A 26,519-nucleotide genomic window follows, 5' to 3' on the forward strand; every position below is an offset into this window, starting at 1 on the left:
CGTGGCCGGCGTCACCGCCGGGGCGGCGCCGTGGACGAGCGGACCACGAGCTCCGGGGTGATCAGGTCACCGGCCGGGGTCTTGCCCGCCACCGCCTCGAAGAGCAGCTCCACGCTGCGCCGGCCCAGCTCGGCGAACTGCTGGCGCACCGTGGTGAGCGGCGGGATGAACTGGTCGGCGCCCTCGACGTCGTCGAACCCGACGAGCGAGACGTCCTCCGGGACGCGCAGGCCCGCCTCCCAGAAGGCGCGGGCCAGCCCGAGGGCGAGCGGGTCGTTGGCGGCGAACACCGCCGTCGGGCCCTCCCCGGCGGCGATGCGCTCGGCGAGCCGGCGGCCGACGTCGTACCCGCGGCCCGCGGACCAGTCGGCCACCACCAGCTCCGGCACCCGAGCCCCGCGGTCCGTCAGGGCGGCGCGCCAGCCCGCGACACGCTGCCGTGCGTCGAAGAAGTCCTGCGGGCCCGCCACGTGCAGGACCGTCTCGTGCCCCAGGTCGAGGAGGTGCCCGACGGCGAGCCCGGCGCCGACCCCCTGGTCCACGGCGAGCGGGATCGTGCGTTCCACCGCGGACTCCCGCGCCGCGATGAGCACCACGGGGATGGGGGCGTCGAAGGCGTCGACGGCGCGGCTGACGTCGTCCTGCGGCGCGATGACCACCACGCCCTCCACGGCCTGGCTCATGAAGTGCTCGAGGACGTGGTCCACCGACTCGGCGTCGTACGACCCGATGGTGGCGACCGACGTGTACCAGCCCTGCTCCCGCGCGGCCTCCTCGACGGCGATCAGGGCGCGGGTCGGCCCGTAGAGCACCGACGAGGTCGTGATCACCCCGAGCGTCGCCGAGCGTGCGGTGACGAGGGCGCGGGCCGCGACGTTGCGGCGGTACCCGAGCTCCCGGATCGCCTGGACCACTCGTTCGCGGGTCTCGGGGGCGACCCGCGGGCTGCCGTTCAGCACGCGCGACACGGTCTGGTGGGAGACACCCGCCCGGGCGGCGACGTCGGCCATGGCGGGCCGGCGCGTGGACCGACGAGGGGCGAGGTCGGCCACGCCGGGCTCGACAGCGGCGTCGCCCGATGCGGAGAATTCGAGAGTCACGCACCCGATCATGACCGATTCCCGGAGCGATGCGCGCATCGGGTCCGGTTTGCGTCAGTATGGAGCCTCATGAGGATGCTGCTGACTGCCGGCAGGCTGCTCGGGCGACACTGGCCGGCCCTGTTCACCCTCGCGTTCCTGGGCGTCGCGCTCCGTGGAGCGGCGTTCTGGGGCGCCATCGAGCTGAGCAGGTGGAACGCCTTCGGTGCGCACGTGCTGCTGCTGCTGATGCCGCTGGGGATCCTCGTCCCGGTCGTCGTGATGCTCCGGGTCTGCTCGCCCTCCCTGCCGCACCTGGCACGTCCGCGACACGACGGGATCCGGCCAGGGCTCTCCGGCAGCGGCTCCGGGTGGGGTGCGGCGTCGGCGGCCGCCCCGTCCTCGCCGTACGGCGAACCGGTCGCCGACGGCCGGCCGAGGGGGCGGCTCTCCGACGTCGCGCTGTCCGTGCTCGTGCCGTTCCTCACGGTGTACGTGGTCGAGGGGACGGCGGACTCGGACCACGCGCGATGGCTCAACGACACCGCTGCCGCGGAGCTGGCCGGCACCGACGCCTTCACGGGCGACCTGGACTTCACCGCGCGCCTCGGGCTGCTGACCGGATGGACGCTCCTGGGCGTCGTGCTCGCTCTGCTCGTGCTGCGCTGGCTGCTCGGGGTGCTGGAACGCAAGACGCACTTCCTGGCCCTGGCGCTGCTCGGCGTCGCCCTCGAGGTGTTCTGGACGGTCCAGACCGCGTACGACTCCGAGCGCCTGGCGAGCTCGCTCTGGATCACGCTGCAGGAGCGCGCGCTCGTGCACTGGGGAGTCGGGACGTATGCGAGCGTGACCGAGGACGGCCAGGGTGCCACCGCGGCAGAGGTCGCCGGAACCGTCGTCGAGGGAGCGGGGACGGTCGCCGAGTCGCTGGACGAGGTGCTGGTCGCACCGCTCGGGTGGCTCGCGATCGGCGCCGTCGTGCTGGGGCGCCAGCTCATGGCACCGCCCTCGACCGAGCACCGGTGGCTCGACCAGACGTCGATGCCCGGTGCGCTGCGCAGGATGCTCGCGGCCATCACGCAGGAGGTCCGGGACCGCTTCTCGGCGCTGTGGCAGGGGCTGAAGATGATCGTCCGGGGCGGCGTCGGCACGATGCTCGTGTTCTGCGTGGCCTACCTCGTGGTGATGCGGGCACCGTTGGCGGTGGGGTGGGTCGTCCGCACGATCACCGGGCCCGTCGAGACCCGCCTGTGGACCTACGTCATCTCCCCGTGGGAGCTGGCCGCCGGCACCGCGATCTCGCTGGCGCTGGCCGGGGCCCTGATCGCGGCCGCCGTGGACGTGATGGTCAGCCGCGGGATGGTGGTCGACGCCGAGCCGGAGAACGAGATCAGCGACGGGGAGGGCGCCATCCCGGGGACGAGCATCGCCTGAGCTACCGCGGCAGCTCGATCGTCACGTACTCCGGCGGGCCGAAGCTCACCAGCACCCGGTCCCAGGTCTCCCCCGCACGGGTGAGCAGGACGGTGCTCGCCTCCCAGGTGGACGGCCCGTGCGACGCCGAGGACGACGGCGACGGCCGCGGCGCGACGGAGTCGAAGCTCTCCTCCGGCGTGTCCGGCGTGCACGGCGCGTTCTGCCCGAGCGGATCGCCGGTCGCGGCGCTCTCGTACCTCGTGCCGTCGGACGACACCAGGATCACTTCGCACAGACCGAGGTCCGTCCCGGGCTCCGCGGCCAGCTCGAGGTCCACGCGCCAGGCCTCGGCGCCCTCCGGGACGGCGGTCAGCGTGCCCGTGAGCGAGTCGGGCAGCTTCTCGGCCCGCTCGACCCCGAGCACCCGGACGTCGAGCTCCCGCTCCACCCAGGTGTTCGCCCGCTCCGGGGCGTCGAGCCCCAGGTCGAAGTACTCCCCCGAGTAGTGCGCGGTCCCGCCGGCGGGCACGGCGTCGATCTCCTGGACGAGGACGTCGTACCGATAGAAGCTCACGAACCGGAAGGACCACGCCGCCACCGCGAGGGCGACCGCCAGCGGCAGCACGACCAGCCAGACGAGGTTGCGACGCCACCAGCCGGTCCCCGGCTCCCGGACGGTCACGGTCATGCGCTCGCCTCCTCGGAGATACCGGGAGCCGGCACCGGTCCGGGCTCCTCGATGAAGAGGGGCGCCTCGTCGGGCGCGACCTCGACGTCGTCGGACAGCCCCAGATCGACGACGGCGACGGCGTCCCGCTGCTGGAACGCGCCACTGCTGCCCTGGCTCCCGCGCCCCAGCCGCACCTGCGCTCCCGCGACGGCCTCCGCCGGGACGTCGAAGCAGAACGTGATCCGCTGCGGGTAGGCGGGCACGGCGGTCCCCGACTTCGCGCACCCCCCGCGGTCGGTCCCGAAGTAGGCCAGCTCCGAGTCGTCGACCAGCTCCGCGCCGCCGATCTGCACCCTCCGGTCGGTGCCCTGCCAGACCGTGTCCACGACGACGAACACGCCCCCGGCCCTGGCACCGTCGAGCGTCCCGCTGACCGCCTTCCCGTGCCGGACGTCCGTCACCGTGAGGTCCGCGTAGCCCAGGTTCACGGTGTCACCGACCTCGCCGGACACCTCGAACGGGGCGTCGGCGGAGCTGTCCCGCGGGACCTCGGTCACGAACCAGGTCGCCGCGGCGACGACGACCGGCACGAGGACGACGTTGCGCCAGGCGATGCCGCGCCGCGTCACGCACCGGCCCCCTTCTCGGGCGGCTCGACGAGGAACGTACCGCTGTGGGTGACCTCGTCGCGCGGGAGCCAGTACTCCTCCATGAGGTGGGCGAAGCTCTCGCCCTCGCCGATCCACTCCACCTCGGTGAGGTCGACCCGCACCTTCTCGGGGCTCGCCGTGCCGGACTGCTCCCACACGAGCGCGACCCGGTAGGTCACGCCGGGGTTGACCACGTCGAGCGGCCCGGCGTCGGCGATGTGGTAGATCGTCGGGTCCGGGCGCTCGCCGGGCGGGACGTCGTCGGGCACCGGTTCGAGCGGCTTCTCGTCGGAGCCTTCCCCCGACATCGCGTCGCGGGCGGGACCGCTCTCGGACGCGGTGGTCTCCTCGAGCCAGGCGCCGTACGGATCCACGATCCCGGCACCGGTCGGTGCGGGGACGATGTCGTGGAGCGTGACGTACTGGGCGGGCAGGTCGAAGGTGTTCGTGACCTCGGCGACGACCACGAGGAGCTTGTCCCCCTCGCGCTGCGGGACGACGTCTCCGAGCTGTTCGGCCGACACCACCTTCTCGATCGCGATCTCGAACGGCCCGGCCTCGATCCGCTCGCCGGGAACGAGCGGGGCCGCCTCGTGCCCCACCGCGGCCCAGGCGCCGAAGGGCGTGGCCGCCACGACGGCCGCGCCCGCCCAGGCGACGACCTTGCCGGTCGTCCCGAGCGACGCGAGAACATGCTGGACGATCCCGAGCAGGCCGGGGGCGGCGTTGCGGGCGTGCTTCATGAGACCAGATCGTACCGAGACACAATGGACTTATTGACAGCCATCCCGCCCGGGGCGTCAGCCGGCGCCGAGCTCCAGGGAGCGGGTACGGGCCGCCTCCACCGTCGCCAGGAAGGCCGCGCGGACCGCGCGGTCCTCCAGGACCCGGAGGCCCGCGGCCGTGGTGCCCGCCGGGGAGGTGACCCGTTCCCGGAGGACCGCCGGGTGCTCGCCCGACTCCACGGTCAGGCGGGCCGCGCCCAGCACCGTCTGCCGCGCGAGCCGGGACGCGACGTCGCGCCGGAGGCCCCCGTGCACCCCCGCCTCGGTCAGCGCCTCGATCACCAGGAAGACGTAGGCGGGGCCGCCACCGGACAACGCCGTCACCGTGTCCAGGTCCTTCTCCGCGACGCGCACGACGTCGCCCGCCCCGGACAGGAACCGCTCGACCAGCCTGAGGTGGGCCTCGTCCGCGGCGGCGCCGGGCGCGACGGCGGTGATGCCCGCGCCGATCTGCGCGGGTGTGTTCGGCATCGTGCGCACCACCGGCGTCCCGGCCGGCAGCCGCTGCTCCATCGCCGCCGTCGTGACACCCGCCGCGACGCTGGCGACGACGGCCCGGCCGGCGAGCGCGGGCCGGACCTGGTCCAGCACCCCCGGGAGGTCCTTGGGCTTGACGGCGACGAGCACGAGCCCGGCGTCGGTGACCGCCGCGACGTTGTCCGTGGTGGTGGCGATGCCGTGGCGTTCACGGAGCTCGGCAGCGCGTGCCTCGCCCCGCTCCGACGCGCGTACGGTCGCGGTGATCTCACCGGGTGACCAGCCGGCGCCGACCGCGCCCGCGAGGACCGCCTCGCCCATGTTGCCGGTACCCAGGATCGCCACACGTTCCGTCATGGCGCCATCCTCGCAGGAACCTCCGCGGCAGGCCCGGGGCCGATCAGAGCGGGTACGCGCGGTAGAACTCCTTGATCACCGCGGCGGAGCCCGTCGCCTGAAGTACGACGGTGCCGTTGCGCCAGGTCATGGTGCGGTCCCCGCCCTCACCCCGGGACAGCGCGTACCGGCCGACGACGTCGTCGCCGACCTTCACCTCGCCCGCCTCCTCGGACTTCCCGGCGGCCTTGGTCAGCGCCTCCGCCGAGTCCTTCGCCTCGCCGGCGCTCTGCCACTGGGTCGCCGTGACCGAGACCTTCAGCTCCTCGCCGTCGGTGTAGGTGGCCTTCCAGCCCTCGGTGGCGTCGGACTCGTCGGCCGCGTCGGTGCCGTCCATCGCCGTGAGGGCGAACTGCAGGACCGCGGACGGGAGCGCCTCCTGGAAGGCCGTCTCGCCGTCGGGCCGCTGCATCGGCTTGACCGCGGGCGTCGGAGCGGACGCCGTCACCGTGACGGTCGGAGCCGGCTCGGGCTCCTCGGCGTGCAGGAACCCGGGCCAGACGAGCCCGGCGAACGCCAGGATCGCCAGCACCACGACCAGCGCGAGCACCCCGACCGCGATCCGGCGGCGCCGGTACACCGCCGCGGACTTCGGGAGCCGGGCCTTCGGCTGCCACTCCTGCCCGCCCGACCCCGCGCGCTCGTCCGTCATGGTCCTCTCCCCGCGTAGAATCTTCCGCCAGCCGCTGGCGGCAGTACGAACCCTATGACGCATGGCCGACACTCACCCGCAGGCGCGCGGCCTGACCGCGCCGCGCCGGGCCCCGGGCCGGGCCCCGCGGAGGCCCGGCCCGGCGGCCCGGGCGAGCAGTGTCGGTCACCCGCAGTAGCGTTCCCCTCGTGGCGACGACGACCAAGCGGGCCAGGCCCGCATATGCGTGCACCGAGTGCGGCTGGACCACCGTGAAGTGGGTCGGCCGCTGCGGGGAGTGCCAGGCCTGGGGCTCGGTGACCGACTCCGCGCCCGCCCAGGCGGGGCCGAGGACGGCGGCGGTCACGCCGACCCGGTCCCCCGCTCAGCCGATCGCGGAGATCGACGTCGACGTCGCGCGTGCCACCCCGACCGGCGTGGGCGAGCTGGACCGTGTCCTCGGCGGCGGCCTGGTCCCGGGCGCGGTCGTGCTGCTCGCCGGAGAGCCGGGCGTCGGCAAGTCCACGCTGCTGCTCGCCGTGGCGAGCAACTTCGCCACCGGCACCACCGACACGGACCGGCAGGGCGCCGGCACACCGCACACCGTCCTGTACGTCACCGGCGAGGAGTCCGCGGGCCAGGTCCGGCTGCGCGCCGAGCGGATCGGGGCGCTCGCCCCGACCTTGCTCCTCGCCTCCGAGAACGACCTGGCCACGGTCCTCGGGCACGTCGAGGCCACCACGCCCGACCTGCTCATCGTGGACAGCGTGCAGACCGTCGCCTCGGCAGAGGTCGACGGCGCACCGGGCGGGGTCACCCAGGTCCGCGAGGTCGCCGGCGCCCTCATCGCCGCCGCCAAGGAGCGTGGCGTGCCCGTCGTCCTGGTGGGGCACGTGACCAAGGACGGCACGATCGCCGGCCCGCGCACGCTCGAGCACCTCGTGGACGTCGTCTGCCAGTTCGAGGGGGACCGGCACTCCCGGCTGCGCATGGTGCGCGCGGTGAAGAACCGCTACGGCCCCACCGACGAGGTCGGCTGCTTCGACCTGTCCGAGAGCGGGATCGTGGGCCTGCCGGACCCGTCCGGGCTGTTCCTCTCGCACACGTCGGCGGCCGCGCCGGGCAGCTGCGTCATCGTGACGCTCGAGGGGCGCCGTCCGCTCGCGGTCGAGCTCCAGTCGCTCGTCGCCCCGAGCCCCCTGTCCAACCCGCGGCGCGCCACCAGCGGCGTCGACTCCAGCCGCCTCGCGATGATCCTCGCCGTCCTGCACCGGCACGCCGGGCTCCGGGTCGCCGACCAGGACGTGTACGTCTCCACGGTGGGCGGCGCGCGGGTCGCCGAGCCCGCGGCGGACCTCGCCGCAGCGCTCGCCCTGGTGTCGGCCCGTACCGAGGAGCCGCTCCCGCCCGGCACCATCGCCGTCGGCGAGGTGGGGCTCGCCGGAGACATCCGGCCGGTGACAGGGCTCGAGCGCCGGCTGGGCGAGGCCGCGCGGCTGGGCTACCGTCGCGCCGTCGTCCCGGCGGGGACGGGCGTGTCCGCGCCCGACGGCATCGAGCTGCTCGAGGCACAGCACATCCGCGAGGCGATCGGCATGGCGCAGACCAGAGCGGACGCTGGATGAGAACCAGCTTCGCCTGACGTCACGAGCTCGGCACGGGGCCCTAAAGTCACGGCTTTGAAACAAACGGCTACGGAGGCGGCACACGACGTAGGATTTCTCCGTGGCCACGACACCGACGGAAGCCGAAGAGATCCTCCGCGCGACCTTGGCCGCCGTAGCGCCCGGAACCGAGCTGCGCGACGGCCTCGAACGGATCCTGCGTGGCCGCACGGGAGCCCTCATCGTGTTCGGCATCGACGAGTCCGTCGAGGAGATGTGCTCCGGCGGCTTCGAGCTCGACGTCGAGTTCTCGGCGACCCGCCTGCGCGAGCTGTCCAAGATGGACGGCGCGGTCGTGCTCGACCGCTCGGCGGGGCGCATCCGCCGCGCGGCCGTCCAGCTCCTGCCCGACCCCACCATCGAGACCTCCGAGTCCGGCACCCGGCACCGCACGGCCCAGCGCGTGTCCAAGCAGAGCAGCTTCCCGGTCATCTCGGTGAGCCAGTCGATGCGGATCGTCGCGCTCTACGTCGCCGGCAAGCGGCACGTGCTCGAGGACTCGGACACGATCCTCGGCCGCGCGAACCAGGCCCTCGCCACGCTGGAGCGCTACCGCGCCCGCCTCGACGAGGTGTCCGGGACGCTGTCCGCCCTGGAGATCGAGGACCTGGTCACGGTGCGCGACGTCTGCTCGGTCGTACAGCGCCTCGAGATGGTCGGGCGGATCTCCGACGAGATCAAGGGATACGTCATCGAGCTCGGCGTCGACGGCCGGCTCCTCGCGCTCCAGCTCGACGAGCTCATCGGCGACGTCGGCTCCGACCGTGAGTTCGTCATCCGCGACTACGTGCTCGGGCGAAAGGGCCGCTCCCTGGAGGACGTGCAACACGCCCTCGCGACCCTGACGTTCCAGCAGCTCCTGGACCTGTCGCAGATCGGGCGCGTGCTCGACCTGCCCGGCGGAGGCGACGCGCTCGACGCCGCCGTCGCACCGCACGGCTACCGGCTCCTGTCGAAGGTGCCCCGGCTGCCGAACACCACCATCGAGCAGCTCGTCGGGCACTTCGGCAGCCTGCAGAAGCTGCTCGCGGCGAGCGTCGACGACCTCATGTCGGTCGAGGGCGTCGGCGACCAGCGCGCCCGCGCCATCCGCGAGGGCCTCTCCCGCATGGCGGAGTCAAGCATCCTCGAACGCTACGTCTAACCCACCCCACAGCCCCCGCCAGCACAGTTCGCGGTCGGTATGTTCGTGAGTGATCGGCAGTTCAAACTGCCGATCACTCACGAACGTACCGACCGCTCCTACCCGTTCTTTCCTACCCGTCCTTGTCGGGCTGGCGCGGCTCCGACGGTGTGGGAGTCGGGGAGCCGGACGGTTCCGGTGACGGTGAGCCCGACGGGCCGGGCGACCGGGAGGCCTTGTCCGAGGACGAGGACGAGGACGACGGTGACGGGCTGGGCTTCGGCGGCTCCTGCTTGTCGACGAGGACGACCTGGCTCGCCGCGCCGTCGACGTCGTCCACCGTCACCTGGACGCTGTAGGTCCCCGGCCCGGCCTTCCCCTTCACGGGACCGCAGCCCGGCACGGAGCGCTCGTCCGTCCAGCGCACGTCATGGGTGTCGACGGAGCCCGGACCGAGCAGCAGCATCCGCTCGCCGTCGGCGCAGTCCCCGGACGACCAGACCCGGTCGGCGTCCTGCCCCGAGTCTCCGGCCCAGACCGTCACGGGACGGTTCTCGTCGGCACCGTCCACGAGGCACGGTGCGGGGCCGGAGTTCTCCAGCGTCACGGTGAACACCACCGCCTCCCCGTCGGTGACGGTGCTGCGATCCGCCACGAGCCGGACGTCCAGGTCGTCGGCGTCGCACGTCTGCGCGCCGCCGTCCGGGCCCACGGGCGCCGGCGGGTGCACCTTGGACTCGCTGACTATCGGCGGAGGCGGCTCGGGCCAGACCGCACGGACCACCAGCGCGCCGACCGCCACCAGCACCACCACGAGCACCGCCACCAGCACCGTCCGGCGCCCGCGGGCGGTCCCCCACTCGTATACCCGCACCGACTCTCCCGTCCCCGATCACGACCAGTGGCACCACGGTAGACACCCCGTTCCCGCACCTGCCGAAGCCGCGCCGCCCTGGCAGGGAGTCCGAAGGGAGAGAATGGTTCCCCGTGACCGCCTCCCTCACCGAGTCCCCCGGCCATGCAGTCCTGCGTGCCGCCGTCACCGGCTGGTTCGACGACGCCGCACGCGCCCTGCCCTGGCGCGCCCCTGACCGCACCCCCTGGGGAGTGCTGGTCAGCGAGGTGATGCTGCAGCAGACCCCGGTGGTCCGCGTCGAGCCCGCCTGGCGCGCCTGGCTGGAGCGCTGGCCCACACCGGCGGACCTCGCCCGCGCCGACACCGCCGACGTGCTGCGCGCCTGGGGCCGCCTGGGCTACCCGCGGCGGGCGCTGCGGCTGCAGGACTGCGCCGCGGCGATCGTCGCGCGGCACGACGGTGCCGTCCCCCGCACCGAGGACGAGCTGCGGGCCCTGCCGGGGATCGGTGAGTACACCGCGGCGGCCGTGCTCGCCTTCGCGTACGGGCGCCGCGCCGTCGTCGTCGACACGAACGTGCGGCGCGTGCTGGCCCGCACGATCAGCGGGACCGCGCTGCCCGCGCCGTCGTACACCGCGGCCGAACGGGCACTGGCGACGGCGGTCGCCCCCGCCGACGACACCGACGCCGCCCGGTGGGCCGCCGCCTCCATGGAGCTCGGCGCGCTCGTGTGCACCGCCCGCTCCCCGCGCTGCGACGCCTGCCCGGTGGCCGGGCTCTGCGCCTGGCGGGCCGCAGGCTCACCTCCCGACGCGCACGCCGACCGCCGTCGGACGCAGGCGTGGCACGGCACCGACCGACAGTGCCGCGGTCGGGTCATGGCGACGCTGCGTGACGCGGAGGGGCCCGTGGAGCGGGCCGTCCTCGTGGAGGCGTGGGTCCCGGGTGCGAGCACGCGGCCCGACGACGACCCGGCGACCTCCCGGTCCTCGTCCGACGACGCCGGGCGCTCAGCCGCCCGGTCCGACCGGTCCGCCCGCTTGGCCCAGCTCGACCGGGCCGTCGCGGGCCTCGTCGAGGACGGCCTGGCGGAGCAGGACCCCGCGGGCCGCCTCCGCCTCCCGCGCACCCCGCAGGCCTGACCTCGACGCCCAACCCGCTGGGGCTACGGTCGGCGCCCTGCGCGGCACGCCATGCCGCGCCATGCCGCGCCATGCCACCTCATGCCATGCCACGGTCAGGAGGCCACGGCACACCCCACGGCACGACGAGGACCCCGTGTCGCGCTCGGACGCCGACCCCGCCGCGGTGCCCCCGCCGCGCCCGTCACGAGCTCCGCAGCGGCTGCCACGGCGCGATGCGGTCGGCGCTCCGCACCGCCTCCTCCGCGGTCTCGTCGTCCGGGGACCGCAGCGCCGCCAGCTCGGCGGCGATCCGGCTCCGCCAGGCGTCGATCTCACGCTGTTTCGTGGCGTCGTCCCAGTCCAGCAGGGGCGCGACGAGGTCGGCGACCTCGGCGGCGGTGTCCACCCCGCGGTCCGGCACCTCGTAGACCAGCCGCGTGCGGTGCGCCAGCACGTCCTCGAGGTGCAGGGCGCCCTCGTGCGTGACGGCGTGGTGCACCTCGGCGCGCAGGTAGGCCGGGGCGTGCTCGAGCGGCAGGGCCAGGCTCGGGTCTGCCTCGCAGAGCTCGACGACATCGGTCAGGTTGGAGCCGTGGCGGTGCAGCAGGTGGTCGACCATCGGCGGTTTCCAGCCGAACCGCTTCGCCCACGTCCGCGCCTGGCGCTGGACCGCCTTGAGGCCGATCGCGCCGGTGAGCGGGATCTGGTGGGTGATGCTGGGCAGCGCGGCCGCCCGCTGCCCGATGGCGAAGTCGACGGCGTCCTTCGCCATGACCCGGTAGGTGGTGAGCTTGCCGCCCGCGATCACGGTGAGCCCGGCGGTGGGCGAGGCGACGGTGTGCTCGCGGGAGACCTTCGCGCTGGAGGTCCCGGCCTTGGTCCCGGGCTGCAGCAGCGGCCGCAGGCCCGCGTAGGTGCCGATGACGTCGTCGCGGGTGAGCGGGTGCGCGAGGACGGAGTTGGCATGCTCGAGCACGTACTCGACGTCGGCGCTGGTGGCGACCGGGTCCACCGGGTCGAGGTTCCACGGCGTGTCCGTGGTGCCGATCACCCAGTACCGCGACCAGGGAATGACGAACAGCACCGACTTCTCGGTCTGCAGGATCAGCCCGGCGTGCCCCTGGATCCGGTCGCGTGGGACCACCAGGTGGATACCCTTCGACGCCAGCACGCGCAGGCCGCCCGCCGGGCTGTCCGGCTGCCCGGCCAGCTCCTGGGTCTCCTCCGTCCACACCCCGGTCGCGTTGATCACGGAGCGGGCGCGGACCGTGATCTCCCGGCCGGTCTCCAGGTCGACGACGACGGCACCGTTCACCGCGCCCGTGCTGCCCTGGGTCAGCGAGACGACCTGGGTACGGCTCGCGACGTGCGCGCCGTAGGACGCGGCGGTCCGCACGAGCGTGGTCACGAGGCGCGCGTCGTCGACCGAGGCGTCCCAGTACTGCACGGCGCCGACGGCGGCGTCGTGCGCCAGGTCCGGGAACTTCGCCTCGAGCTGCGCCTTGGTCAGGTGGCGGTGGAACGGCATCGGACGACGGCCGGGGGTCAGGGTCGCCAGGATGTCGTACAGCGCGATACCGGTGCCGACGTAGGCGCGTTCCCAGACGCGGTGCTCCAGCGGGTAGAGGAACGGCACGGGCCGCACGAGGTGCGGCGCGAGCTCGCGAAGCAGGAGGTCACGCTCGGTCAGCGCCTCGTGGACCAGCTCGAAGTCGAGCATCTGCAGGTAGCGCAGGCCGCCGTGGACCAGCTTGCTGCTGCGACTCGACGTACCCTGCGCCCAGTCCTGCGCCTCGACCACGGCGGTCGACAGACCGCGGGTCACGGCGTCGAGCGCGATGCCTGCGCCGGTCACACCGCCGCCGACGACCAGCACGTCGAGCTCGGTCGCAACGTCTGTGCTGGCCTCGAGGGTGGCCAGGGCCTGAAGTCGGGATTCCGCTGTCAGCCGGGTGGATGCCATACCGCCAACCCACCACGTGACGTGGGTGGAAGCAAGAGGAGCGCGCGTACTGTGGGCGGCGTGACCGTGAACATCAGGCCCGCCGTGCCCGCCGACGTGCGGGCGATCCGCGCCCTGGTCGAGCCGTACGCGGAGCGCCGGATCCTCCTGGCCAAGGAATGGGTCGGCTACTACGAGGCGGTCCAGGAGTTCCTGGTCGCGGAGGCGACGGCGCGCACCACCGGGGCAGACGCCGTCGAAGCGGACGCCGCCGGGACGGGCCTTGGAGCGGCAGACACCGTCGTCGGCTGTGGCGCGCTGCACGTCATGTGGGAAGACCTCGCCGAGATCCGAACGCTGGCCGTGGCCTCGGACTTCCGGGGACGGCGCGTGGGGCACCGGCTCGTCGCTGCCCTGCTGGACCGGGCACGCGACCTGGGCCTGCGCCGCGTCTTCTGCCTCACCTTCGAGGTGGACTTCTTCCGCAAGCACGGCTTCGAGGAGATCGACAGCACGCCTGTCGTCCCCGACGTCTACACCGAGCTCCTCCGCTCGCACGACGACGGCGTCGCCGAGTTCCTCGACCTCGCCCGCGTCAAGCCGAACACCCTGGGCAACGCCCGCATGCTCCTGGAGCTCTGACCCGGCGGGCGCAGCGCGCGGTCGTCGGCTCTCCTAGGCTTGGTCCGTGCCCACCAGCTACACCCTGCCCGGGGTCCACGTCACCGACCGCACCGTCCAGGTTCCGCTCGACTGGTCGAACCCCGACGACGGGCGCACGATCTCCCTGTTCCTGCGCGAGCTCGTCGCGCCCGCGAGGCGGCGCGAGGACCTTCCCCTCCTCGTCTTCCTGCAAGGTGGCCCCGGCGGCAAGGGCCCACGGCCCACCGGCCCGGAGGGGTGGATCGGCTCGGCGCTGGAAAGGTTCCGCGTCGTGCTGCTCGACCAGCGCGGCACAGGACGTTCGACGGCGGTCCGCGCCGCGGCCCTGCGCGCCCTCGGCGACGCGGGCGCCCAGGCCGAGTACCTCACGCACTTCCGCGCCGACAGCATCGTGCGCGACGCCGAGTACCTCCGGGACGCGATCTACGACGGCCGCCGCTGGACGACCCTCGGACAGTCGTACGGCGGGTTCATCACGATGACGTACCTGTCGCTCGCGCCCGAGGGCGTGAACGCGAGCCTCGTGACCGGCGGCCTGCCGAGCCTGACGGCGTCGGCCCGCGAGGTGTACGAGCGCACGCAGCCGCGCGTCGCCGGCAAGAACGCGCGCTTCCGGGAGCGCTACCCGCACGCGGCGGAGCTGCTGGGGCGCGCCGCGGACCGGCTCGCCGCCGACGACGTCGTCCTCCCCGACGGCGCGGCCCTCAGCGTCCGCCGGCTGCAGAGCCTGGGCATGGACTTCGGCATGGGCGCGGGCTTCGAACGCGTGCACTGGATCCTCGACGAGGCGTTCGACGATTCCGCCGACGACGGCGGGCGTGGTGGCGACAGCGGGAAGCCCCCGGGCATCCGTGCGTCCACGGCTCCGGCGGGCGGACCCGGCGCCGACCTCACCGACACGTTCCTCGCCTCGGTCGCCGCCGCCACCGACTTCGTCGGCCGCCCGCTGTACGCGGTGCTCCACGAGTCGATCTACGCGCAGTCCCACACGGGCCCGACGGCATGGGCGGCGCAGTCGGTCCGCGACGGCGACCCGGCCTTCGGTGCGGGCGCGCGCCCGCTGCTGCTGACCGGCGAGATGATCTACCCCTGGATGTTCTCCGAGATCGCGGCGCTGCGCCCGTTCGCCGCCGTGGCCGATGCCCTCGCGGCCCGGGAGGGCTGGGGCGACCTCTACGACCTGGACCTCCTGGCGTCGAACGACGTCCCGGTCGAGGCCGTCGTCTACCACGACGACATGTTCGTCGACGCCGGCTACTCCCTGGAGACCGTCGCCCACGTCGGCAACGCGGACGCCTGGGTGACGAACGCGTTCGAGCACGACGGCCTCCGCGTCGGCAACACGTTCGCCACCCTCCTGGACCGCCTGGACGCCAGGGGCGGGCCGCTCCGGGGCCAGGCCCCCGGCTGACCCGTCACACGAGGATCGTGATGACCAGGGTGTACATCGTGGCCATGATGAGGACGATGCCTGCGACGTTCAGCAGGACTCCGCCCCGGACCATCTGACCGATCGTGACCTGGCCCGATCCGAAGACGATCGCGTTCGGCGGCGTCGCCACGGGGAGCATGAACGCCATCGTCGCGGCGAGCGCGGTCGGCACCAGCAGCATGAGCGGCTCGATGCCGAGACCACCGGCGACGCCCGCCATGACAGGCAGGAACGTCGCCGTCGTCGCGGTGTTCGACGTCAGCTCGGTCAGGAAGATCACGAGCGCGACCACGGCGAGGACGACCACCCACACGGGGATGCCCGCCATCCCGGCGACCTGCTCACCGATCCACGCCGACAGGCCGGTCTGGCCGAACTGCGCGGACAGGGCCAGGCCGCCGCCGAACAGCAGCAGGATGCCCCAGGGCAGCTCCTTCATGGCCGACCAGTCGAGGGTGCGCTGCCCGTCGCGCGTCGCGGGGACGAGGAAGAGGGCGAGCGCGGCGGCGACGGCGACCATCGCGTCGTCGTAGGTGCCGATCCACGCGTTCGACGCCACGAAGGACGCCGACTGCCCGAGGGCCCCGAACACGATCCACGCCGTCGCGGCGGCGGCGAAGACGCCGGTCACCGTCCACTCGCCCCGGCTCATGCGGCCGAGCCCGGACACCTCGTCCTGCAGGAGCCGGCGCGCCTCGTCGATGTTCCGGGACACGGGCGGGAAGGCGACGCGGGTCAGGACGAACCAGGCGACGACGAGGAACACCGCCGCCAGCGGGACACCGACCAGCATCCACTCGGCGAAGCCGATGGTGATTCCGTACTCCTCCTGCAGGAACCCCCGCAGCAGCGTGTTCGGCGGGGTGCCGATCAGCGTCGACACGGAACCGATCGATGCCGCGTAGGCGATGCCGAGCAGCAGCGCGGTGGCGAGGTTCTTGTCCGGGTTCTGCGTGTTGACCAGAGTGAGGACCGCCAGGCCGACCGGAAACATCATGATCGCCGTCGCCGTGTTGCTGACCCACATGGACACGAGGCCGGTGGCGAGCATGAACCCGCCCACGAGCATCACGGGGTTCGTGCCCACCCGGGACACGATGTTCAGCGCGAACCGGCGGTGCAGGCCCCAGCGCTGCATCCCGAGCCCGATCACGAACCCGCCCATGAAGAGCCAGATGATGGGGTTCGCGTACGGGGCGACTGCCGCCTGCATCCCGATCGCGGCGCCGGCCTCCTCGCCCTCGGCCGCGAAGTCCTCGAGGAACGGGAACACGACCATGGGAAGGAGCGCGGTGGCCGCGAGCGGGATCGCCTCGGTCATCCACCAGACGGCCATGAGCGCGGCCGTCGCGGCGACGACCCGGGCAGAGCCGTCGAGGTCACCGGGCAGGACCAGGTAGACGACGGCACCGAGCAGCACGCCCGCGGCCAGGCCGATGACGCGCCGTCTGCGGACCGCGGGAGTGGGTGGGGCGTCGCTGGGGATCGTGGTCGTCGTCGACATACGGACCTCCCTCGCAGGGCCCTCGTCGGGCCGGAACGGATCGCGCGTCAGCACCGTCGCTGGTGTGAGTCACGTCACACTAGCATCGTCGACGCTCTAACGGTGCAGGTCGGCCCGCCCGTCTGGCTACCCGGGCAGCAGGCTCGGCACCGATGCGATCAGGTAGGTGTTCGCCGCCACCACGTCGCCCACCGCCAGGTCCGGCTCGCCCGCCGGGACGCACAGGGACACCTCGAAGCCGCCCGTGCGAACCTGTGCGGCCGTGAACACCTGGCCGGTGCGCCCCACCTCGTGCCGGGCCACCTCCAGCACGGTCCCGTTCACCCGGGCGACGGCGTCGACCTGCATCGTGAACGCGCCGTCCGGGCTGAACGACTCGGGCTCGAAGCGCATCGGCTCGCCGTCGTCTTCCGCGGCCTCCTCGCCCGCGAAGGTCATCCTGCTCGCGTCTGACGCGAGGAACTCCTCCGGCCCGGTGAACACCTCCACGGAGCGGCCGAGCCCCACGATGCAGGCGTCCCGCGCCGGCACGTCCTCCGCGTCGCCCAGGAGCTGGAGCTCCTCGAGCTCGCACGCGACGCCCGCCAGGATGTCGTCCTCGGCGTCCACGATCTCCGCGATCGCCAGGCCGCCGTCGGCTGCTCGCACGTCGGCGAGCCGCGCACCGAGCGGCCCCGCGAACGACGTCGTCACAGCCCGCACCAGGTCGCCCTCGGTGGTGATGATGAGCCGCGCACCCGTCGTGTCCGTCCAGACGTACAACGTCGCGTCCCGCTCCTGGGTGATCATCTTCGCCTCGGGCAGCACCCCGTGCACCAGGTCCCGGAATCCGCTCCGGGTGGTCACATTCAGTCCGACACACGCGAGATTTGTAGCCACGGGAGGGGAAACTACCTGCTGGCACTGCGAACGGCGTACAACGAGCGACCCCTTGCGCGACCGACGCACCGGGTGACAGGCCGGACGCCCGGCTGCCGGACGCCTGGCTCCGCGCCCGCCCACCGGCGGGCAGCGGCCGTCACCGCACGTCGTCGCTACGCCCGTCGTCACCGCTCTCGTCGTCCGGCGCGTGCCGGTCCAGGAACGCGTACACCTCCGCGTCGTCGACCCCCGGGAACGCGCCCCGCGGCAGGGCGGCCAGCACCTGCTGGTGCATGCGCGCCGACGGCCACGCCGCGCCCGCCCACCGGTCGGCGAGCGCCGGCGCCGGGCGCGAGCAGCACGCCGGGTCCGGGCACGTGGACACCTTCCGCACCTGGGTGTCCCGCCCGCGGAACCACTTCGCGTGGGCGTACGGCACGCCCACGGTGATGGAGAACGCTCCCGTGTCGCCCGACCCGGTCTGCGTGGAGCACCAGTACGTCCCGGTGGGCGTGTCCGTGTTCTGGTAGTACTCGGTCGCCACGTCGCGGCGGTCGAACGCCTCGCGTGCGGCCCAGCGACGACAGACGAGCTGCCCCTCGATCGCGCCCGTCGGGTCCTGCGGAAGACGCAGGCCGTCGTTCTCGTAGCCGCGGAACAGCGCGCCGTCGTCCCCTACGCGCAGGAAGTGCAGCGGGATACCGAGCCGCACCGTGGCCAGGTTGGTCAGGCGCATGGCCGCGGCCTCGTGGGTGACGCCGAACGCGTCGCGGAAGTCCTCGACCGCGAGGTCCCGCTCGCGCTTGCGCTCCTCCAGGAACGGTACCGCCGCGGACTGCGGCACCAGGCAGGCTGCCGCGAAGTAGGTGATCTCGACCCGCTGCCTGAGGAACTCCGCGTAGGAGCGCGGCCGCTCGTGCTCCAGCACCCGGTGCGCGATCGCCTGCAACGCCAGCGACCGCAGGCCGTGACCGCCCGGGACCGAGGCCGGCGGGAGGTAGATCCGGCCGTTGCGCAGGTCGGTCACGCTGCGGGCCGACCGGGGCAGGTCGTTCACGTGCAGGATCGTGAACCCGAGCCGCTCGGCCAGGACGGCGACGGTACGGTGCGTGAGCGCCCCGCCCGTGTACCCGGCGTCCCGCACCAGGTCCTCCGCGAGCTGCTCGAACTGCGGGAAGTGGTTGTCCCGCGCCTGGCGCTCCAGCCGCAGCTCCGTGTTCGCGCGACGTGCCTCCTCGGGCGTGGCGATCGCCTCCTCGGCACGCCGCGCGAGCTCGTCGTGCAGGCCGACGAGCTGCTCCAGCACGGGAGTCGCCAGCTTCTGCGACGGCTTGACCGCCGGGAGCCCGAGCCCTGCGAAGAGCGGCCCGCGCTGCGCACGGTCCAGCGCGATCTCCAGCGCGGCCCGGCGCGACGGCGGCTCGGGGTCGAGCAGCTCGTTCAGCGACAGGCCGAGCGCCGCCGCGATCGCGCGCAGCAACGAGAGCTTCGGTTCCCGGCGCCCGTTCTCGATCAGGCTGAGCAGGCTCGGGGCCGCGCCCACCTGCTCGCCGAGCCCGTCGAGCGTGAGCCCGGCGCCGGTCCGCGCGTGCCGGACGCGCCGCCCGAGCGTGATGAGGTCGGGCTGGTCGTCGGCCGCGCCGGCCATGCCGCTCGTGTCCGACGACGGTCGCTGGGGGGTCACGTCTCGCCTGTCCTTCGCTCCGGGGACGGACTGTGCGCCAGATCACGCACACAGGAACTCACCGCTTCATCATAGGTAAAGATCGGCCGATCTTCACAGGCCCGGGCGTGGAAAATCCACCCGGCGCCGGGTGATGGTGGGAACCCAGCCACTTGTTGCAGATGGGAGCCAGCATGTCGTTCCTCGCGAACCCCCGCCGGACCAGACTCGTCGCCGAGCTCGTCTCGGAGACCTCCGAAGCGGGCGCGTCCTTCGGTGCCGGGGCCTCGCCGCAGGCAGCGCCTCCCCAGGACCTGTTCACGACCGCCACCGGCCGCCCCGACGTCCGCGCCTGGGTGAACGAGGTCGCCGAGCTCACCCGGCCCGACGAGATCGTGTGGTGCGACGGGTCCGCCGCGGAGAAGCAGCGGCTCATCGACCAGATGGTCGAGTCCGGCACCCTGACCAAGCTGAACGAGGACAAGCGCCCCGGCTCCTACCTGGCCCGCTCCGACCCGGCGGACGTCGCACGCGTCGAGTCCCGCACCTTCATCTGCTCCCAGCAGGAAGAGGACGCCGGCCCCACCAACAACTGGGTCGCTCCCTCGCAGATGCGCCCGGAGCTGCACGACGTCTTCGCCGGCGCCATGCGGGGCCGCACCATGTACGTGGTGCCGTTCTCGATGGGTCCCGTCGGCGGCCCGATCTCCCAGGTGGGCATCGAGATCACCGACTCGCCGTACGTCGTCGTCTCCATGCACGTGATGACGCGCGTGTCGGAGCGGATCGTCGACCTGATCGACGGCGGGCAGCAGTGGGTCCCGGCCGTGCACTCGGTCGGCGCGCCGCTGGCCGACGGCGAGGCCGACGTCCCGTGGCCCTGCAACGACACGAAGTACGTCGTGCACTTCCCGGAGACCCGCGAGATCTGGTCGTACGGGTCGGGCTACGGCGGCAACGCGCTGCTGGGCAAGAAGTGCTTCGCGCTGCGGATCGCCTCCGCGATGGCGCGCGACGAGGGCTGGCTCGCCGAGCACATGCTGCTGATCCGCGCGACGTCGCCCGCCGGGAAGCAGTACCACCTGGCCGCCGCGTTCCCGAGCGCCTGCGGCAAGACGAACCTCGCGATGCTGCAGCCCACGATCCCGGGCTGGAAGGTCGAGACGATCGGCGACGACATCGTGTGGCTACGGCCCGGGCCGGACGGCTCGCTGCGCGCGATCAACCCGGAGGCCGGCTTCTTCGGCGTGGCACCGGGCACGGGCGAGGGCACGAACCCGGTCGCGGTGCGCACGTTCGACCACGACACGATCTTCACCAACGTCGCGCTGACCGACGACGGCGACGTCTGGTGGGAGGGCCTGACGGACACCCCGCCGGCCCACCTCACCGACTGGCAGGGCCGCGACTGGACGCCCGACTCCGACGAGCCGGCCGCCCACCCGAACTCCCGGTTCACCGTCTCGGCGGCGCAGTGCCCCACGATCGCCGACACCTGGGAGGACCCGGCGGGCGTGCCGGTGGACGCGATCATCTTCGGCGGCCGCCGCGCGACGAACGTGCCGCTGGTGACGCAGTCGCTCGGCTGGGAGCACGGCGTCTTCATGGGCGCCACGATCTCCTCGGAGCGCACCGCCGCCGCGGAGGGAACCGTCGGCGAGCTGCGGCGCGACCCGTTCGCGATGATGCCGTTCTGCGGCTACAACATGGCCGACCACTGGGCGCACTGGCTGTCCGTCGGCGACGCGGTGGACACCACGAAGCGGCCGCTGATCTTCCAGGTCAACTGGTTCCGCAAGGACGCCGACGGCTCGTTCATCTGGCCCGGCTTCGGTGAGAACTCCCGCGTCGTCGAGTGGATCGCCGGCCAGGTCGAGGCCGCCCGCGGGGAGGGCGAGGACCGGTCCGTGGCGTCCGCCGTCGGGCGGATCCCGGCCGAGGGCTCGCTGAACGTGGACGGCCTCGACCTGCCCGCCGCGGACCTGGAGGCGCTGTTCGACGTCCCCTCCGGTCCGTGGCTCACGGAGGCCGACCTGACCGAGGAGTTCTTCGACCGCTTCGGCGACCACGTACCGACCGCGCTGCGCAAGCAGCTCGCGAACCTCCGCGACCGCCTGGACGGCTGACCGGAGCACCACAGACCCCCGGCCGGGAAATTGAGGCAGACCGGCCGGGTGCCGAGGCGGGAGGTCCCACAGGACCGACCGCCTCGGCCTTTTCCCACCACGGCGTCGGGCGGCGAGAATGAGTCCGTGCCGCACCCCACCGATGCCTCTCCGCCGCCCGAGTCGCCGCTCGCCCACGTCATGTACTTCGAGCCCCGGATCCCGGGGAACACCGGGTCCGCGATCCGGCTCGCCGCGGTCACGGGCGCCCGGCTGCACCTGGTCGAGCCGCTCGGCTTCGACCTGTCGGAGGCCAAGCTGAAGCGCGCGGGTCTCGACTACCACGACCTCGCCGTGATGGACGTGCACCCGTCGTTCGACGCCGCGCTGGAGGCGCTCCCCGGCTCCCGCGTCTTCGCGTTCACGACGCGCGGCACCACCCGCTACACCGACGTCGCCTACCGCCCGGACGACGTGCTGCTGTTCGGCCCGGAACCCACCGGCCTGCCCGGCGACGTCCTCGCGCACCCCCGCATCACCGACCGGCTCACCATCCCGATGCTCTCCGGCCGCCGCTCCCTGAACCTCACGAACGCGGCGTCGATAGCGGTCTACGAGGCCTGGCGCCAGCGCGACTTCGCAGGATCGCCCGGCGCCGCCTGAACTGGCCCCGGCGACGGCGTACCCCGGCGACGGCCTGCCCCGGCGACCGGGGCTCGGGGAGGCCCGGATCCAGCTCGGCGGTTCACGTAGGCTGCGGCCATGCTCGTTGCGTACACCGCCCCTCGACGACCGGAGACGAGCCCATGAGCGCCGGTCTTCTCGGCCTGCTGGACGACGTCGCGGCGCTCGCCCGCCTCGCGGCCGCGTCCATCGACGACGTCGGCGCCGCCGCCGGCAAGGCCACCGCCAAGGCCGCAGGAGTCGTCATCGACGACACCGCCGTGACGCCGCAGTACGTGCACGGCGTCACCGCCGCGCGCGAGATCCCGATCGTCAAGAAGATCGCCGTCGGCTCGATCCGCAACAAGCTGCTGATCATCCTGCCGATCGCGCTGGTCCTCTCGGAGTGGGCGCCCTGGGCGCTCACCCCGATCCTCATGCTCGGCGGCACGTATCTCGCGTTCGAGGGCACGGAGAAGGTCCTCGGCTGGTTCCACCGGCACGACGGTCACGAGGTTCCCGCGGCGCTCAAGGGCGAGGAGTCCGAGAAGTCGGTGATCTCGGGCGCCATCCGCACCGACCTGATCCTCTCGGCGGAGATCATGGTGATCGCCCTCAACGAGGTCGCGGACTCGAGCTTCTGGTTCCGGCTCGGCGCCCTGATCATCGTCGCGATCGTCATCACGATCGCCGTCTACGGCGTCGTCGCGCTCATCGTGAAGATGGACGACGTCGGGCTCCTCCTGGCGCAGCGCGAGTCCGCCGCCAGCCGGCGCATCGGCCGCGCACTGGTCGACGGCATGCCGAAGCTGCTCGGCGCGATCTCCGTCATCGGCACGATCGCGATGCTCTGGGTCGGCGGGCACATCCTGCTGGTGGGCTTCGACGACCTCGGCTGGCACACCCTCTACGGCTGGGTGCACGGCATCGAGGAAGCCATCCACCACGCGGTCCCGGCGGTGGGCGCGATCCTCGCGTGGCTGTTCAACACGCTCTGCTCCGCGATCCTGGGCGTGGTGGTGGGCGGTGCCGTCGCCGGCGTCATGCACCTGCTGCCGCGCCGCAGGCCGACGCACTCCGCCGACGACACGGCCGATGACACCGCCGACGGCAACCAGGGCAAGAGCTAGGGCAGGAGCCAGGCCGCGGCCGCGCGGAGGAAGGCTCGGTGAGGCTCCGAACCGTAGGAGCGGACGTCGTGGCCCAGGCCGGAGTAGACCGTGCGGCCGCCGTGCGCCTCGTTCGCCCAGGCGACGGGGTGCACGCGGGTGTCGTCGTCGGCCCCGGAGCCGAAGCCGGGCTCGGCCGGGCCACGCGTCGTCAGGAGGACCCGCGAGGACTCGGCCACCACGAGATGGCAGTACCGCTCGTCGTAGGCGTCGATCACGCCGGCGCCGCCCGGTGAGCCGGCAGGCCCGGCGGTGACGGGGTGCCCGGGGACGACGTCGAACACCGCGTCGCCGATCGGCGGATGCATCGAGACGCCCGGAACCCAGCGACCACCGAGGATCTCCTCGAATCCCGGCGCGTCGGCGAACGTGTTCGCGGCCTGGTGCAGCGCGAGGACCGCACCCCCGGACCTGGCCCAGGACGCGAGCCGCTCGTGGAAGGCCGTCCAGTCGCCGTCGGCCCCGTCGAACTCCGCATCGGTGCGCCCGCGGCCGGAGTTCAGCACGAGCAGGCCGACGTCGTCGAGCGCGTCGAGCCCGTCCAGCCAGGTCGAGCGGACCTGGACGACGACGTCGTCACGCCCCACGGCGTCCGGTGCCCCGAGGATCCCTGCCACCTCGTGCGAGGTGGCGGCGTGGTCGTGCCACGGATCCTCGTATCGCCCACGCCCGGCCAGGACAAGAATGCGCGTCGTCACGACGCCGATCCTACGGCCCACCCCGGCACCGTGGGCCGGCACCGTGGGCCCGGTCCGCGACCCGGCGCCGGAGCGCTCATGCACGAAGCGCCGCCGTGCCGGTGCACGGCGAGTGGCGAGCGGCGGTTCAGCGCAGCGGGTCGAACGCGCGGATCTCCGGCGGGGTCCTGCCCGTCATGATCTGCGCCGCGAGCGCACGGCCGGTCGCGGGGCCCAGCACGATGCCCCACATGCCGTGGCCGCCCGCCACGTACACCCCGGGTGCGGCGGTCGGGCCGACGAGCGGCAGGCCGTCCGGGGTGACGGGGCGGGAGCCGACCCACACGTCCTGCCGGTCGTCCAGGTCGACGCCGCGGAGCAGGCCACGCACGGAGTTCGCGATCGCCTCGACCCGGCGCTGCCGCAGCGGCTCCTCCGGCCCGCGGAACTCCATGGTGCCCGCCACGCGCAGCCGGGCCTGGTACGGGGTGCAGGCCACGCGACGTGCCGGGAAGTAGACCGGGTGGTCGATGGGCTCGCCCTCGACCGGGACGGTGAACGAGTACCCGCGGCCCGCCTGTACCCGGGTGCGCACGCCGAACCGTCGCGCCAGGCCCGGCAGCCAGGCCCCGGTCGCGAGCACGACGACGTCCGCCGTCAGCTCGTCGTGGTCGGCGACGGTCACGCGGGCCCGGACCTGCCCCTCGGCCCCACGGGCTGCTGCGGGCTCGACACCGGTCACCGGCGCGTCGGTCACGATCTTGGCGCCCCGCGCGCTCACCGCGTCGGCCAGCGCCTGCACAAACGGACCTGGTTCGAGGAACCGCTGGCCACCCAGCTCCCAGACGGAGGTGATGGCCGGGGAGAGGTGCGGACCGCCGTCGGACACCTGCCGCAGCGGAACGTCCTGGCCCGCGGCCGCCACCCCCTCCAGCTCGTGGACGAACGGGCCGACCTGCTTCTCGTCCTCGAAGCCGACCACCCACCGCGAGGGCCTGGTGTCGGCGGGCACGCCCTCGGCGACGAGCTCGTCGTACGCGTCGAGAGCGACCTTGTCGATCGGAGTGAGCGCGGCCATGGTGCGCCGCCACGCGCCCGGCGTGGCGTTGCGCATGAACCGGGCGAGGAACGCCCAGAGGCCGGCGTCCCAGCGGAACGGGACGGACAGCGCCGCGTCGGGATCGAGCAGGGCGCGCGGGCCGTAGGTCCAGAGCGACGGGTCGGCGAGCGGCATCGCCATGCCCGGGGTGAGCCAGCCGGCGTTCCCCCAGGAGGACCCGGCGGCGACGCCGGCGCGGTCCAGAACCGTCACCTCCACGCCACGCTCCTGCAGGTGCCAGGCGGTGGCGAGGCCGACCATGCCGGCCCCGACGACGATTGCGGACTCGGGCGGGTTTAGTACGTGCACGGGAACTCCTCGGAACGATTCGAGACGGGTCGCAGCCCTCGCCGTCGAGTGCCTCGATGCTGCCATGCTCCGCCCGGGTCTCACAGCCCGCGCGCCGCATGTGTGAAGTCCTGCGGGAGCCTGGGTCAGCGCAGCACGCCACGGGCGGCCGCGCGCAGGACGTGACCCATCCCGGCCGAGCCCTCGTCGAACATCATCGACGTCACCGTCCGCATCGCATGCTGGTCGTCACCGACGGAGCCGATGGTGAACCGGGCCCACCCGGGCGAGCGCATCAGGCGCTGCCCCAGGCCGCAGGTGCGGTGGTGGCGGGCGAAGCGCCGGGTGAACGCGCGCTCGAAGGTGCGCAACGTCTCCCTCGCGCCCGCTCCCCGCAGCGCGCCGTCCCCGCGCGCCGCCCGGGCCGCGGCCAGGTGCTCCGCGAGCTGCACGCCCGCCGCCATCGCGTAGAAGATGCCCTCGCCCGAGAGGGCGTTGATGGTCGAGGCCGCGTCGCCGATCAGGACGGCCGGGCAGGGCGGAGCCGTCATCGCCTGCCGCGCGCCCGCGTGCGGGAGCTGATGCGTGGCGACCTCCCCGACGCCCGACACCTCGAACCCGCGCCGCCGCAGGTCGGCCACATAGACGTCGAACAGCTCGCCCAGCTTCTGGTCCCGCTGCGCCAGCACGTCGACCGGGATCCCGATACCGAGGTTCGCGCGGTCGTCCGGCAGCGGGAAGATCCAGCCGTATGCGGGCAGCAGGTCGTCGATGAAGTCGAAGCGCAGCGTGTCGTGCAGCGCCATGTCCGGATGCCGCACCGTGGCGTACGCGCGCATCGCGATGATCGTGTGCTTCTTCGCGGGCCGGTCGACGCCGAGCGCACGACGCACCGCGGAGTAGGCGCCGTCGGCCCCGATCACGAGGTCGTACGGCTCGGTGGTCAGGACGCCGCCCTCGTCGAGGCCGACGACGGCGGTCGGGGCGCCGTCCGGCGTCGGCCGTCCCGAGACGGGCGCGCCCGCGCCGGCCGGGGCGCCACGCCTGCCGTCGGACAGCTCGATGCTCTTGAAGGAGACGCCCTCGCGGAACGTGGCACCGGCGGCGACGGCCGCGTCCTTGAGAGCCTCGTCCAGGTCGAGGCGCGGGACGACGTAGCCGCGGAAGTCGCCGTGCGCGATCGTGGAGTCCTCGATGGCGGCGGACACTCCGCCCGGCCCCGTGATGGCGACGCGGGTGGGGGTGTGGAAGTGCTTGAAGACCTCGGTGAGGCCGAGCTCCTCCAGGACGCGCCGGGCGCCGGGGCCCATGCCGTCGCCGCAGGTCTTGTCGCGCGGGAAGGTGGCCTTGTCGACGAGGGTGACCTCGGCGTCGGGCAGCTCGCGGCGCAGGGCGATCGCGGAGACGGAGCCCGCGGGCCCGGCTCCCACGACGAGGATCCGGGGCGGCCGGGACGACTGCACGGTGTCGCTGCTGTCTGCGGTGTCGCTGCTCATCGCCTTCGACCCTAGTCGTCAGGGCGTGCGCAGGGGAGGGCCCGCGCCGAGTCGGCGCGTCCGCGGGTGTCGGGGATCATGGGCTT

The 26,519-nt window shown here is 73.3% G+C and carries 23 protein-coding genes; 9 read left to right on the plus strand and 14 right to left on the minus strand.

What is annotated here, in order from left to right:
• Positions 1-11: 11 nt before the first annotated feature.
• Positions 12-1,100 (minus strand): LacI family DNA-binding transcriptional regulator, encoded by a 1,089-nt coding sequence (locus tag ACYU96_RS05905; protein WP_460750190.1) that lies wholly within the window; start codon positions 1,098-1,100, stop codon positions 12-14.
• A gap of 75 nt (positions 1,101-1,175) precedes the next feature.
• On the opposite strand from ACYU96_RS05905, the gene ACYU96_RS05910 reads away from it, so the two are divergent.
• Positions 1,176-2,513 (plus strand): hypothetical protein, encoded by a 1,338-nt coding sequence (locus ACYU96_RS05910; protein WP_460750193.1) that lies wholly within the window; start codon positions 1,176-1,178, stop codon positions 2,511-2,513.
• Between the two features lies 1 nt (position 2,514).
• On the opposite strand, the gene ACYU96_RS05915 is transcribed toward ACYU96_RS05910, so the two are convergent.
• Genes ACYU96_RS05915 through ACYU96_RS05935 form a run of 5 tightly spaced genes read right to left on the minus strand, consistent with a single transcriptional unit; the run spans position 2,515 to position 6,125 of the window.
• Positions 2,515-3,183: a hypothetical protein gene (locus ACYU96_RS05915; protein ID WP_460750196.1), complete on the minus strand. Its 669-nt coding sequence runs from the start codon at positions 3,181-3,183 to the stop codon at positions 2,515-2,517.
• A complete protein-coding gene (locus tag ACYU96_RS05920) occupies positions 3,180-3,794 on the minus strand; it encodes a hypothetical protein (protein ID WP_460750199.1) in 615 nt (204 codons plus the stop codon). Before ACYU96_RS05920 ends, ACYU96_RS05915 begins: the two co-directional genes overlap by 4 nt.
• Positions 3,791-4,558 carry a hypothetical protein gene (locus ACYU96_RS05925; protein ID WP_460750202.1) on the minus strand — a complete coding sequence of 256 codons (768 nt, stop codon included), beginning with the start codon at positions 4,556-4,558 and terminating at the stop codon, positions 3,791-3,793. The genes ACYU96_RS05920 and ACYU96_RS05925 overlap by 4 nt, the downstream gene beginning before the upstream one ends.
• A 57-nt stretch (positions 4,559-4,615) precedes the next feature.
• Positions 4,616-5,434, minus strand: coding sequence for a pyrroline-5-carboxylate reductase (proC, locus tag ACYU96_RS05930; protein ID WP_460750205.1), 819 nt, complete (start codon positions 5,432-5,434; stop codon positions 4,616-4,618).
• 43 nt (positions 5,435-5,477) lie between these two features.
• Positions 5,478-6,125 (minus strand): hypothetical protein, encoded by a 648-nt coding sequence (locus ACYU96_RS05935; protein WP_460750208.1) that lies wholly within the window; start codon positions 6,123-6,125, stop codon positions 5,478-5,480.
• Between the two features lie 188 nt (positions 6,126-6,313).
• On the opposite strand from ACYU96_RS05935, the gene radA reads away from it, so the two are divergent.
• Together radA and disA are read left to right on the plus strand one after the other, a co-directional pair.
• Entirely contained in the window at positions 6,314-7,729 is a 1,416-nt protein-coding gene (gene radA / locus ACYU96_RS05940) for a DNA repair protein RadA (RefSeq protein WP_460750211.1), read from the plus strand.
• 100 nt (positions 7,730-7,829) lie between these two features.
• Positions 7,830-8,912, plus strand: coding sequence for a DNA integrity scanning diadenylate cyclase DisA (disA, locus tag ACYU96_RS05945; RefSeq protein ID WP_460750214.1), 1,083 nt, complete (start codon positions 7,830-7,832; stop codon positions 8,910-8,912).
• Between the two features lie 112 nt (positions 8,913-9,024).
• On the opposite strand, the gene ACYU96_RS05950 is transcribed toward disA, so the two are convergent.
• Positions 9,025-9,765, minus strand: a complete 741-nt coding sequence (locus ACYU96_RS05950) for a hypothetical protein (RefSeq protein WP_460750217.1) — start codon at positions 9,763-9,765, stop codon at positions 9,025-9,027.
• 113 nt (positions 9,766-9,878) lie between these two features.
• Between ACYU96_RS05950 and ACYU96_RS05955 the strand changes: the two genes are divergently transcribed.
• Positions 9,879-10,889 (plus strand): HhH-GPD family protein, encoded by a 1,011-nt coding sequence (locus ACYU96_RS05955; protein ID WP_460750219.1) that lies wholly within the window; start codon positions 9,879-9,881, stop codon positions 10,887-10,889.
• Positions 10,890-11,073: 184 nt separating this feature from the next.
• Here ACYU96_RS05955 and ACYU96_RS05960 read toward each other — a convergent pair whose 3' ends face one another.
• Positions 11,074-12,834: a glycerol-3-phosphate dehydrogenase/oxidase gene (locus ACYU96_RS05960; RefSeq protein ID WP_460750222.1), complete on the minus strand. Its 1,761-nt coding sequence runs from the start codon at positions 12,832-12,834 to the stop codon at positions 11,074-11,076.
• A 51-nt stretch (positions 12,835-12,885) separates the two neighbouring features.
• Here ACYU96_RS05960 and ACYU96_RS05965 point away from each other — a divergent pair, with 51 nt between their 5' ends.
• Both ACYU96_RS05965 and ACYU96_RS05970 read left to right on the plus strand, forming a co-directional pair.
• Complete coding sequence (locus tag ACYU96_RS05965) at positions 12,886-13,455, plus strand: amino-acid N-acetyltransferase (RefSeq protein ID WP_460750225.1); 570 nt, start codon at positions 12,886-12,888, stop codon at positions 13,453-13,455.
• Between the two features lie 46 nt (positions 13,456-13,501).
• The gene (locus ACYU96_RS05970) at positions 13,502-14,887 is read left to right on the plus strand and encodes an alpha/beta fold hydrolase (RefSeq protein WP_460750228.1); all 1,386 of its coding nucleotides are present in this window, start codon (positions 13,502-13,504) and stop codon (positions 14,885-14,887) included.
• A 4-nt stretch (positions 14,888-14,891) separates the two neighbouring features.
• Here the strand turns inward: ACYU96_RS05970 and ACYU96_RS05975 are convergent, their stop codons facing one another.
• From ACYU96_RS05975 to ACYU96_RS05985, 3 genes are all read right to left on the minus strand, one after another.
• On the minus strand, positions 14,892-16,412 hold the full coding sequence (locus ACYU96_RS05975) for an SLC13 family permease (protein WP_460750231.1): 1,521 nt from the start codon (positions 16,410-16,412) through the stop codon (positions 14,892-14,894).
• A gap of 126 nt (positions 16,413-16,538) precedes the next feature.
• Positions 16,539-17,258 carry a hypothetical protein gene (locus tag ACYU96_RS05980; protein WP_460750234.1) on the minus strand — a complete coding sequence of 240 codons (720 nt, stop codon included), beginning with the start codon at positions 17,256-17,258 and terminating at the stop codon, positions 16,539-16,541.
• Positions 17,259-17,430: 172 nt separating this feature from the next.
• Entirely contained in the window at positions 17,431-18,921 is a 1,491-nt protein-coding gene (locus ACYU96_RS05985; RefSeq protein WP_460750590.1) for a helix-turn-helix domain-containing protein, read from the minus strand.
• A 209-nt stretch (positions 18,922-19,130) separates the two neighbouring features.
• Here ACYU96_RS05985 and ACYU96_RS05990 point away from each other — a divergent pair, with 209 nt between their 5' ends.
• The 3 genes from ACYU96_RS05990 to ACYU96_RS06000 all read left to right on the plus strand — a co-directional run bounded on the left by ACYU96_RS05990 (position 19,131) and on the right by ACYU96_RS06000 (position 22,834).
• The gene (locus ACYU96_RS05990; RefSeq protein ID WP_460750236.1) at positions 19,131-21,062 is read left to right on the plus strand and encodes a phosphoenolpyruvate carboxykinase (GTP); all 1,932 of its coding nucleotides are present in this window, start codon (positions 19,131-19,133) and stop codon (positions 21,060-21,062) included.
• Positions 21,063-21,242: 180 nt separating this feature from the next.
• Entirely contained in the window at positions 21,243-21,704 is a 462-nt protein-coding gene (locus ACYU96_RS05995; protein ID WP_460750593.1) for a tRNA (cytidine(34)-2'-O)-methyltransferase, read from the plus strand.
• A 143-nt stretch (positions 21,705-21,847) separates the two neighbouring features.
• Positions 21,848-22,834 (plus strand): DUF808 domain-containing protein, encoded by a 987-nt coding sequence (locus ACYU96_RS06000; RefSeq protein WP_460750239.1) that lies wholly within the window; start codon positions 21,848-21,850, stop codon positions 22,832-22,834.
• Here ACYU96_RS06000 and ACYU96_RS06005 read toward each other — a convergent pair.
• From ACYU96_RS06005 to ACYU96_RS06015, 3 genes are all read right to left on the minus strand, one after another.
• Complete coding sequence (locus ACYU96_RS06005) at positions 22,831-23,571, minus strand: ThuA domain-containing protein (protein WP_460750242.1); 741 nt, start codon at positions 23,569-23,571, stop codon at positions 22,831-22,833. The two genes, ACYU96_RS06000 and ACYU96_RS06005, sit on opposite strands and share 4 nt — an antisense overlap.
• Positions 23,572-23,698: 127 nt before the next feature.
• Positions 23,699-24,958 carry an NAD(P)/FAD-dependent oxidoreductase gene (locus ACYU96_RS06010; RefSeq protein ID WP_460750245.1) on the minus strand — a complete coding sequence of 420 codons (1,260 nt, stop codon included), beginning with the start codon at positions 24,956-24,958 and terminating at the stop codon, positions 23,699-23,701.
• Positions 24,959-25,083: 125 nt separating this feature from the next.
• Complete coding sequence (locus tag ACYU96_RS06015; RefSeq protein ID WP_460750248.1) at positions 25,084-26,433, minus strand: NAD(P)/FAD-dependent oxidoreductase; 1,350 nt, start codon at positions 26,431-26,433, stop codon at positions 25,084-25,086.
• Positions 26,434-26,519 lie beyond the last annotated feature (86 nt).

Source organism: Myceligenerans cantabricum (genome assembly GCF_054777735.1).

Excerpts from the sequence above, each read along its gene's own strand:
- ACYU96_RS05960 (WP_460750222.1), bottom strand. The coding sequence starts at position 12,834 with ATGGCATCCACCCGGCTGACAGCGGAATCCCGACTTCAGGCCCTGGCC.
- ACYU96_RS05910 (WP_460750193.1), top strand. The coding sequence starts at position 1,176 with ATGCTGCTGACTGCCGGCAGGCTGCTCGGGCGACACTGGCCGGCCCTG.
- ACYU96_RS06000 (WP_460750239.1), top strand. The coding sequence starts at position 21,848 with ATGAGCGCCGGTCTTCTCGGCCTGCTGGACGACGTCGCGGCGCTCGCC.
- ACYU96_RS05995 (WP_460750593.1), top strand. The coding sequence starts at position 21,243 with ATGTACTTCGAGCCCCGGATCCCGGGGAACACCGGGTCCGCGATCCGG.
- ACYU96_RS05915 (WP_460750196.1), bottom strand. The coding sequence starts at position 3,183 with ATGACCGTGACCGTCCGGGAGCCGGGGACCGGCTGGTGGCGTCGCAAC.
- proC (WP_460750205.1), bottom strand. The coding sequence starts at position 5,434 with ATGACGGAACGTGTGGCGATCCTGGGTACCGGCAACATGGGCGAGGCG.
- ACYU96_RS06015 (WP_460750248.1), bottom strand. The coding sequence starts at position 26,433 with ATGAGCAGCGACACCGCAGACAGCAGCGACACCGTGCAGTCGTCCCGG.
- ACYU96_RS05990 (WP_460750236.1), top strand. The coding sequence starts at position 19,131 with ATGTCGTTCCTCGCGAACCCCCGCCGGACCAGACTCGTCGCCGAGCTC.
- ACYU96_RS05935 (WP_460750208.1), bottom strand. The coding sequence starts at position 6,125 with ATGACGGACGAGCGCGCGGGGTCGGGCGGGCAGGAGTGGCAGCCGAAG.
- ACYU96_RS05975 (WP_460750231.1), bottom strand. The coding sequence starts at position 16,412 with ATGTCGACGACGACCACGATCCCCAGCGACGCCCCACCCACTCCCGCG.
- ACYU96_RS05985 (WP_460750590.1), bottom strand. The coding sequence starts at position 18,921 with ATGGCCGGCGCGGCCGACGACCAGCCCGACCTCATCACGCTCGGGCGG.
- ACYU96_RS05925 (WP_460750202.1), bottom strand. The coding sequence starts at position 4,558 with ATGAAGCACGCCCGCAACGCCGCCCCCGGCCTGCTCGGGATCGTCCAG.